This window comes from Caulobacter sp. P4_E5, assembly GCF_056401555.1.
In genome coordinates this window covers 37,102-44,502 of record NZ_JBFUJD010000039.1, presented here as the reverse complement: position 1 = coordinate 44,502, position 7,401 = coordinate 37,102, and the positions used below count along the sequence as shown (strand labels likewise).

At 70.1% G+C, this 7,401-nt stretch carries 7 protein-coding genes; 3 read left to right on the top strand and 4 right to left on the bottom strand.

Annotation, left to right across the window (positions count from 1 at the left end):
- The 3 genes from xdhB to guaD all read left to right on the top strand — a co-directional run.
- Positions 1-1,870: xanthine dehydrogenase molybdopterin binding subunit (xdhB, locus tag AC1DSO_RS13600; protein WP_477069322.1), on the top strand; the 1,870-nt coding region annotated here is incomplete at its 5' end.
- Positions 1,863-2,879 carry a xanthine dehydrogenase accessory protein XdhC gene (xdhC, locus tag AC1DSO_RS13595; RefSeq protein ID WP_477069321.1) on the top strand — a complete coding sequence of 339 codons (1,017 nt, stop codon included), beginning with the start codon at positions 1,863-1,865 and terminating at the stop codon, positions 2,877-2,879. The genes xdhB and xdhC, both read left to right, overlap by 8 nt.
- Positions 2,866-4,152 (top strand): guanine deaminase, encoded by a 1,287-nt coding sequence (guaD, locus tag AC1DSO_RS13590; protein WP_477069320.1) that lies wholly within the window; start codon positions 2,866-2,868, stop codon positions 4,150-4,152. Before xdhC ends, guaD begins: the two co-directional genes overlap by 14 nt.
- A gap of 112 nt (positions 4,153-4,264) precedes the next feature.
- Here the strand turns inward: guaD and AC1DSO_RS13585 are convergent, their stop codons facing one another.
- The 4 genes from AC1DSO_RS13585 to AC1DSO_RS13570 are packed head-to-tail and all read right to left on the bottom strand — an operon-like array spanning position 4,265 to position 7,269.
- On the bottom strand, positions 4,265-5,236 hold the full coding sequence (locus tag AC1DSO_RS13585) for a nucleoside hydrolase (RefSeq protein WP_477069319.1): 972 nt from the start codon (positions 5,234-5,236) through the stop codon (positions 4,265-4,267).
- A 10-nt stretch (positions 5,237-5,246) separates the two neighbouring features.
- Positions 5,247-5,663, bottom strand: coding sequence for an oxalurate catabolism protein HpxZ (gene hpxZ, locus AC1DSO_RS13580; RefSeq protein WP_477069318.1), 417 nt, complete (start codon positions 5,661-5,663; stop codon positions 5,247-5,249).
- The gene (locus AC1DSO_RS13575) at positions 5,660-7,054 is read right to left on the bottom strand and encodes an AtzE family amidohydrolase (protein WP_477069317.1); all 1,395 of its coding nucleotides are present in this window, start codon (positions 7,052-7,054) and stop codon (positions 5,660-5,662) included. Before AC1DSO_RS13575 ends, hpxZ begins: the two co-directional genes overlap by 4 nt.
- Entirely contained in the window at positions 7,051-7,269 is a 219-nt protein-coding gene (locus tag AC1DSO_RS13570; RefSeq protein ID WP_477069316.1) for a hypothetical protein, read from the bottom strand. Before AC1DSO_RS13570 ends, AC1DSO_RS13575 begins: the two co-directional genes overlap by 4 nt.
- Between the last annotated feature and the right edge of the window lie 132 nt (positions 7,270-7,401).

The following is a 7,401-nucleotide window of genomic DNA, read 5'->3' as shown; positions in this document are numbered from 1 at the left end:
GCGCATGGCGCGCGGCGACGCCCAGGCCGCGCTCGCCACCGCGTTGCGTCGGATCCAGGGCAGGTTCGCGATCGGCGGCCAGGACCACTTCTATCTCGAGGGCCAGGTGGCGCTGGCCACGCCGGGCGAGGACGGTGACGTCCACATCTGGTCGTCGACCCAGCATCCCAGCGAGGTCCAGCACCTGGTGGCTCGCGTGCTGGATCGCCCGCACACCGCCGTCACCGTCGAGATCCGTCGCATGGGCGGGGGCTTCGGCGGTAAGGAGACGCAAGCCTCGCTGTTCGCCGCCGCCGCCGCCCTGGTCGCGGTGAAGACCGGCCGCCCGGCCAAGTGCCGTCCGGACCGCGACGAGGACATGGTCATGACCGGCAAGCGGCATGACTTCGAGGCCGCCTACGATGTCGGCTTCGAAGACGACGGACGGTTGACCGGGCTGTCGCTGGAGCTGGCCTCGCGCTGCGGGGCGACCACCGACCTGTCGCTGGCGATCAACGACCGGGCGATGTTCCACGCCGACAACACCTACTTCCTGCCGGCCGTCGAGATCATCTCGCACCGCTTCAAGACCCACACGGTCTCGAACACCGCTTTCCGGGGCTTCGGCGGGCCGCAGGGCATGCTGGCGATCGAACGAGTCATGGACGCGGTGGCCGCCGCCACCGGCCTCGATCCGCTGGAGGTGCGCCGTCGCAACCTCTATGGCGGCGAAGGCCGCAACGTCACGCCCTACCATCAGACGGTGGAGGACAATGTCGCCCCGCAGCTGATCGACGAGCTGGCCGCCTCGTGCGCCTACGACGCCCGCCGTCGCGAGGTCGAGGCGTTCAATCGCGTGAGCCCGGTGCTAAAGAAGGGCATCGCCCTGACGCCGGTGAAGTTCGGCATCTCGTTCACGACGACCCACCTGAACCAGGCCGGCGCCCTGATCCACCTCTACGCCGACGGCTCGATCATGCTGAACCACGGCGGGACCGAGATGGGGCAGGGGCTGCACGTCAAGGTGGCCCAGATCGTCGCCCAGGCCTTCCAGGTCGACATGGCGCGGATCAAGGTCACCTCGACCGTCACCGACAAGGTGCCCAACACCTCGGCCACCGCCGCCTCGTCGGGCGCGGACTTGAACGGCATGGCGGCCCTGAACGCGGCCGAAACCATCAAGGCGCGGCTGGTGGCGTTCGCGGCGAAGAAGTGGAATGTCGAACCCCACGAAGTCGCCTTCACCCCCGACGGCGTCCGTGTGGGCGGCGAGACCTTCGAGTTCGGCTGGTTCGCCCGCCAGGCCTACCTGGCGCGGACCTCGCTGTCGGCCACGGGCTTCTACGCCACGCCCAAGATCCACTACGACCGCGCCACCCATACGGGCCGGCCGTTCTTCTACTTCGCCTATGGCGCGGCCTGCAGCGAGGTGCTGATCGACACCCTGACCGGCGAGATGAAGGTCACTCGCGCCGACATCCTGCACGACGTCGGCAAGTCGCTGAATCCGGCCATCGACCTGGGCCAGATCGAAGGCGGCTTCATCCAGGGCATGGGCTGGCTGACGACCGAGGAGCTAGTCTACGACGGCGAGGGCCGCCTGCGAACCCACGCGCCCTCGACCTACAAGATCCCGACCTGCGGCGACCGCCCGGCGCATCTGGACGTCCGGCTGTGGAAGGCCGGGCGTAATGTCGAGGCGACGGTGCACCGCTCCAAGGCCGTGGGCGAACCGCCGCTGATGCTGGCGATCTCGGTGTACAGCGCGATCAACCACGCGGTGGCGAGTGTCGGTGACTACAAGGTTCTGCCGCAACTGGACGCGCCGGCGACGCCGGAGGCGATCCTGATGGCGTGCGAGGATGTGCGAGCGAGGGCGCGCGATGCGTAACTGGGCCCGCGCCGCGCTTGCCCGCCTCGACGCCCGCGATGAGGCCGCCCTGGTCACCGTCCTCGCCACCGAGGGCTCGGCCCCGCGCGAGGCCGGGACCAAGATGGTGGTCTGGCGCGGCGGCCAGTCCGGCACGATCGGCGGCGGCAATCTGGAATACCGCGTCGCCGATCAGGCGCGGCGGATGCTGGACGGTGGCCAGGCCCACTTCGCGATCCAGGACTATCCGCTGGGCCCGCTGCTGGCCCAGTGTTGCGGTGGCCGGGTGCGCCTGTTTCTCGAGCGCCTGAACGACAACAGCCGCGACTGGCTGACCGAGGCGGCCAAGCGGATGGATGCGGCCCAGCCGTTCGAGGTCCGCACCCGCTTCGACCCGGGCGTCCTGGGCAAGGCCGTCGCCCCGATCCTGGCCACCGACGCCGAGGGCCCCTCCGTCTCGCTGGCCGGCGCGCCGGCCACCGCGCGTGGTGTCCGGCCGGACCTGGGCGACGTGCTGGTCGAGCGCGCCGACGCGCCGCGCCCGCCGCTGCTGCTGTTCGGCGCCGGCCATGTCGGCCAAGCGGTCGCCAAGGCCTTCGAGCCGCTGCCGTTCCGCCTTGCCTGGTACGACAGCCGGCCGGAGACCGCCGAAATCCCCGGCGTCCGTGTCGCCGAGCCGGCCGAGATGGCCGCCGCGGCGATGGGCGCGAGCTCGGACGCCTATGGCCTAGTGCTGACCCACGACCACGCCCTGGACTACGCCCTGGTCTCGGCCGGCCTGGCCGGCGGCGGCTTTGCCTACCTCGGAGTCATCGGTTCGAAGACCAAGCGCGCCCGTTTCATGAGCCGGTTGCGCGATGATGGTTTCTCGGACGTCGTGCTGACCCGCCTGACCTGCCCCATCGGCCTGCCGCACCTGAAGAGCAAGGCGCCGGAGGTGATCGCGGTTTCGGTGGCCGCCGACCTCCTGATGCGCCAGGAAGCGGCGCGGATCCGTAATGACGAAAGCCTGACCCGTGCAAGCATTTAGGGCGTCGATCCTCTACCTGCGGGAGGATCCGACCAGAAACGCGGAGGCGGTCGCCTTCCACGACGACGGCCTGTTGCTGGTCGAGGACGGCCGCGTGGTCGGCTGCGGCGCCTATGCCGAGCTGTCGCCGTCGCTAGGCGACACGCTGGTCGAGGACCTGACCGGTCATCTGATCACGCCGGGCTTCATCGACACCCACATCCACTTCCCGCAGGTCGACGTCATCGCCGCCCACGGCAAGCAGTTGCTGGACTGGCTGGAGCAGCACACCTTCCCGGCCGAGAAGGCCTTCGCCGATCCCCAGCACGCGGCCGACACCGCCGCCTTCTTCATCGACGAGCTGCTGCGCAACGGCACCACGACGGCCCTGGTGTTCGGTTCGGTGCACAAGGTCTCGGTCGACGCCCTGTTCGCCGAGGCCTTGGGCCGCGACATGCGGCTGATCGCCGGCAAGTCGCTGATGGACCGCAACGCGCCCGAGGGCCTCACTGACACGGTCGAGAGCAGCCGCGCCGACATGGAGGCCCTGATCGCCGACTGGCACGGCAAGGGCCGCCTCGGCTACGCGGTCACCCCGCGCTTCGCGATCAGCTGCAGCGACGAACAGCTGGCCATGGCCGGCGAGGTGCTGGCGGCGCATCCGACCGTGTGGATGCAGACCCATCTCTCGGAGAACCTCCACGAGATCAAGGAAACGGCGCGGCTGTTTCCGGCGGCCAAGGACTATCTGGACGTCTATGACGGTTTCGGCCTGCTGCGCGAACGCTCGGTCTTCGCCCACTGCGTTCACCTGAAGGGCGAGGCGTTCCAGCGGATGGCGGCCAAGGGCGGGGCGGTGGCGTTCTGCCCGACCTCCAACCTGTTCCTGGGCTCGGGCCTATTCCCGCTGGAGGAGGCCTGCGCGCTGGGGGTCAAGGTCGGCATGGGCACCGACGTCGGGGCCGGCACGACCTTCTCGATCCTCCACACCCTGGGCGAGGCCTACAAGGTCGGCCAGCTGCGGGGCGATGCGCTGGATCCGTTCCACGCCCTGTACCTGGCGACCTTGGGCGGGGCGCGGGCGCTGGACCTGGACGACAAGATCGGCAACCTCGCGCCGGGCAAGGAGGCCGATTTCGTGGTGCTGGATCTGGCCGCCACGCCGCTGATGGCGCGCCGACTGGCCGGGGCGAAGAGCCTTGAGAACCGGCTGTTCGCGCTGACGGTGTTGGGCGATGACCGGGTGGTGGCGCGGACGTATCTGGCGGGCGTGGAGCGGTACAGGCGGGGATAATTCGCCCCCTCCGCGCTGCGCGCTCCTCCCCCGGAGGGGGAAGAAGGAACGCGATCCTTCCGCCCGCCTTTGGGGGCGGACGACTGCGAAGCGGTCAGGTGGGGGAAGCCGCCTAAGCCGCCCCCATCGTCTCCGCGTAGAGCTTCAACAGCCGGTCCCCATCCACCGCCACGGTCGCCGCCTGGATCGGCTGGTCATCCCACGCCGACGGCCCAAACAGTTCACCCTCGACCTTCTGGCAGGTCTGGCCCAGGGCCACGCCCTCGGTCACCACCCGCACCGAGCCGCGGCGCAGCGTGAACAGGGTCGGGTCGATCACGAAGGCCACCGCCGCGGCGTCGTGGACGCAGCAGCCGACGATGCCGTCGCGACCGCCGTAGAAGGCGGCGTAGGGCTTGGAGATCTCATTCAGAAACACGCCGGCGTCGCCACCCGAGGCGGCGAGCGCCTCCATGTAGGCCGGGGTCATCACCACCTGAGTGGTCACGTCCAGGCTGACGGCGGTCAGGTTCCACGGGGCGGTGAAGACCTGGTCGGCGGCTTCCGGGTCGTTCCAGATATTGGCCTCGGCCACGGGGGTGACATTGCCCGGCTTGCCGGCCACGCCGAACGCGCCGCCCATGATCACCACCGATTTCAGCAGGGTCGCGACCTCGGGATCGGCCTTCAGGGCCAGGGCCAGGTTGGTCAGCGGGCCGACGGCGCAGAGCACCACCTCGCCCGGATACTGGCGGGCCAGGTCGATGATCGCCTGGTGGGCCGGCTTGGTTTCGGGTTGGCCCGGAACCAGGCCGGTCAGCTCGACATCGCCCAGGCCGTTCTCGCCGTGCACGAAGGTCGGCGAGGGGTTGCGCGGCCGGGTCAGCGGCTTGTCGGTTCCCTTGTAGATCGGCGCCGTCAGGCCGAAACGCTGCTTCAGGTAAAGTGCGTTGCGGGTCGTGGTCTCGATGTCGGAATTGCCGAAGATGGTCGTCACCGCGATCAGCTCGAGGGCCGGGCTGGCCTCGATGAACAGCAGCGCCATGGCGTCGTCGATGCCGGGATCGGTGTCGAAGATGATCTTGGTCGGGTTCGCGGTCGTCATGGGGCGGGCTCTAGCGCTTTTCTTCTTGTGACGCGAGGCGCTGGTCGGCCCCGCCTTGCATCAACGAAACATGGGCCGAGGCGACCTTCCAGCCGTCGGCGATGCGGATCCAGGTCTGGCTCTGGCGGCCGATCTTGCCGCTGTCGTCGCGGCGGAACTCGACATTGGCCACGGCGAAGTCCGTACCGAAGGTGGTGATCTGCGTCCGCAGCCGCGTGCGCGGCGGCGAGCCGCCGGTCCGGCCGAGACGGAAGGCGGCGATCTCGTCGAAGCTCCAGAGGTTCTCGGCGACGCCCAGCCGCACCGTGTGCGGCGCGTTCCAGAAGGCGCCGTCCAGCGCCGCGACATCGTTGCTCATCAGCGCCGCCTCGTAGGCGTCGACCAGAGCGGTTACCTCCGCCAGCACATGGGGATCGTTGACGATCATAGGGCGCCTTTCGGAGGGTGAGCGGCGAGGATCCCAGCGCGCTCCAGCCGGGTGGCGGCGGCGAAGGCCAGGTCCTCGCGCCAGGCCGGGGCGATGATCTGCACGCCGATCGGCAGCTGTCCCGGACGGTTCACCGGCGCGGCCAGCACGGGCAGGCCGACATAGCTGATCGGCTGGGTGAAGGCGCCCAGGTTCTTGCGCACCGAAACGGGGACTCCGTCCATCTCCATGGTCGCCTGGCCGATCGGCGGAGCGGGACAGACCGACGACGGGGCCAGCAGGATGTCGTAGCGCTGGAAGGCCGCCCGGACCTCGTCGCGGAAGACGGTGCGAAAGCGTTGCGCCGCGCGATGCACGCCCTCTGGCAGCAGGGCGCCGGCCAGCAGGCGGTCGCGGACGGCCGGGTCGTAGTCCATGGCTCGCGCGGCCAGATCGTCGTGATGCAGCTCGCCGCCCTCGAACGCGGTCAGGCAGAAGGCGGCCGCGCGGGCGGCCTGGGCGCCGGGGAGTTGCACGATGTCGCCGGCCTTCAGCGCCACGGCCACGCGGCCCAGGGCCTCCAGCACTTCGGGGAACGCGCCCTGTTGGAACCAGCCGCCCAGCACGCCGACCCGCAGCGGCTGATCGGCGAGGGCATTGAGGCGCTCCGACAGCGGCTCGGCCGCGCGCGCGCAAAGGGCGTCGCCTTGCGGATCCGGGCCCTGCAGCACGTCGTAGGCCAGGGCCAGGTCCTCGACCGACCGCGCGAAGGGGCCGACATGGTCCAAGCTCTCGACGAACGGGAAGACGCCCTGGCGCGACAGGCGGCCATAGGTGGGCTTCAGGCCGAAGACGCCGCACAGGCTGGCGGGGATGCGGATCGAGCCATTGGTGTCCGAGCCCAGGGTCAGGGGCGCGAGGCCCGCCGCCACGGCCGCCGCCGAGCCGCCGGACGAGCCGCCGGCGATGCGGCTCGGGTCGTGCGGATTGCGCACCGGCCCGTCGTGGGCGTTCTCGGTGACGAAGCCATAGGCGAACTCGTCCATGTTCAGCGCGCCGACCAGGATCGCCCCGGCGGCGGTCAGCCGCCGGACCAGGGTCGCGTCGTGGGCGGGGGCGGCGGCTTCGCGGCGGATCTTGGAGCCGGCCAGGGTCGACAGGCCCTCGATATCGAACAGGTTCTTGATCGCGAACGGCACGCCAGCCAGTGGGCCCAGAGGACGTCCCGCGGCGCGATCGGCGTCGATCGCGTCGGCCGCGGCCAGGGCGCGCTCGGCGGTCATGGCGGTAAAGGCGTTGATCCCGCCGTCCAGCCGGGCGATCCGCGACAGGGTGGCCTCGGTCACCGCCCGAGCGGTGACGTGGCCGGCGCGGACTTCGCCGGCGATCTCGACGACACTGCAGAAGCTCACGGTTCGAAGGTCTCCGGGATCTCGCCGGCGGCCTCACCCAGCGCGGCGACGAACAGCGCGGTCTGGGTGCGCAGCAGAGCGACGTTGTCGATCACGCCGGGCACGGCGGCTGTCGGCAGGCTTAGCCCGCGCTCGGCGGCGCGCGCGGCCGTCCAGGGACCGCTCTCGGCGTTGCCGAGTTCGAGAAAGGCCATCGTCTCCGGGTCCAACGCCATGCGGACTCGCTCCCACAAGTAAGAAAAAACTTCATACACCCGGGTTCGCTGGGCGCGCCAGTCCCGCTTGGCCTGGAAGCATGTTCCGCCCAACGCCGCAGCACTCTTCGTCCGGATCGCACGCCGTGAGGG

What these genes read in the sequence shown, in the direction of transcription:
- xdhC (WP_477069321.1), top strand. Translation starts at nt 1,863, where the DNA reads ATGCGTAACTGGGCCCGCGCCGCGCTTGCCCGCCTCGACGCCCGCGAT.
- AC1DSO_RS13570 (WP_477069316.1), bottom strand. Translation starts at nt 7,269, where the DNA reads ATGGCGTTGGACCCGGAGACGATGGCCTTTCTCGAACTCGGCAACGCC.
- AC1DSO_RS13585 (WP_477069319.1), bottom strand. Translation starts at nt 5,236, where the DNA reads ATGACGACCGCGAACCCGACCAAGATCATCTTCGACACCGATCCCGGC.
- hpxZ (WP_477069318.1), bottom strand. Translation starts at nt 5,663, where the DNA reads ATGATCGTCAACGATCCCCATGTGCTGGCGGAGGTAACCGCTCTGGTC.